The 1,193-nt window shown below is 31.7% G+C and carries 2 protein-coding genes; one reads left to right on the forward strand and one right to left on the reverse strand.

Features of this window, described 5'->3' with window-relative positions; all coding sequences use genetic code 11:
• Nucleotides 1-287 precede the first annotated feature (287 nt).
• A complete protein-coding gene (locus AB1349_14515) occupies nt 288-581 on the forward strand; it encodes a hypothetical protein (GenBank protein ID MEW6558539.1) in 294 nt (97 codons plus the stop codon).
• Here AB1349_14515 and AB1349_14520 read toward each other — a convergent pair.
• On the reverse strand, nt 567-1,109 hold the full coding sequence (locus AB1349_14520; GenBank protein ID MEW6558540.1) for a site-specific DNA-methyltransferase: 543 nt from the start codon (nt 1,107-1,109) through the stop codon (nt 567-569). The two genes, AB1349_14515 and AB1349_14520, sit on opposite strands and share 15 nt — an antisense overlap.
• Nucleotides 1,110-1,193: the final 84 nt, after the last annotated feature.

Here is a 1,193-nt window from a genome sequence, read left to right on the forward strand (position 1 = left end):
TACTGCCGATATCTTAAACTCTTTGTCGTAACTTCTTCTTTTTTCTCCCATTTTTTTTGCCCCTATATTTGTTTTAACTTAAATATAGTTGCTTTTCTTTTTGTCTACAATTTTGGGGTAGGGTCAAAGTTACATTAAGTATTCCATACGAGACAGATGAGGGCGAAAAATTTTATAGATGTGAAACAGATGTTATAATTTCCCCGTATTCAGAGGTAAAATCAAATCCTAAAAGCATCGATCCTAATGAAATTGTTATATCACTAAAAACAACAACTAAAGATAGGATGCCTAAAATATTCATAGATAAAGTATTGATGGAAAGATTTTTAGGTCACAGTGTTAAAGTTGTTGGTATATCGCAAAATGATATTCAAAGAAATGAAACCAAAGAAGGTACTAAAATCAGCTCTACGTTTGTATCAAATTTGTTTATGGTTTATACAAAATTTTTAACAGAACTTGATGGCTATTACTACATCGATCCGCCTAACATCGTATCTAAACAGCCATTTAATAAATATATTTTCCCTTTCTCAAAATTTATTATCGATGATGTTTGGAAATTATTGAACCCTTAATTTTTGCCTACGTTCCATAGATTCGGCATCATCTTTTTGTGATTTGATTCTATCAATAAGTCGAGAATTGTTTAACCTCTCCTTGATTAAATTACAGTATTCTTGTGATAATTCATTACCAATCCATCTTCTATTAAATGCTTCTGCCACTAAATATGATGTACCTGATCCACCAAATGGATCTAATATAATATCTCCTTCGTTTGAAGAAGCTAGAACACATTTTTTTACTAGTGCGATTGGTTTTTGTGTTTCATGGTTTGCTTTTTCCCAAGAGCTATTAGATAAAGTAGGAATTTCTATTACATCTCTGGGTTTTGCACCATTAGGGTGTGGTTGCCATAAATATTTTTTGCCATTCCCATTATTATATTGTGATGTTTCTGCCTGAGGATGGATAGGATATTTAAGTGTATGTTTATTGTAAGGAACTCTAACCTCGTTAATATTGAAAGTAAATGACTTGCTTTTTCTAAAATGTAAAATACTATGCTGTACCCCAAAATTTGGACAAAAAAAACAGATAATTTAATGTGGTAAAAAAGGAGCCACAGAATGTCCAGAGGAAGAAAAACCTTCAGCAGTGAATTCAAAGCGAAAGTAGCACTAGAG

The sequence above is a fragment of the Elusimicrobiota bacterium genome (genome assembly GCA_040757695.1).
Taxonomy (GTDB): Bacteria; Elusimicrobiota; UBA8919; order UBA8919; family UBA8919; genus JBFLWK01.

Excerpts from the sequence above, each read along its gene's own strand:
- AB1349_14515 (MEW6558539.1), top strand. The coding sequence starts at position 288 with ATGCCTAAAATATTCATAGATAAAGTATTGATGGAAAGATTTTTAGGT.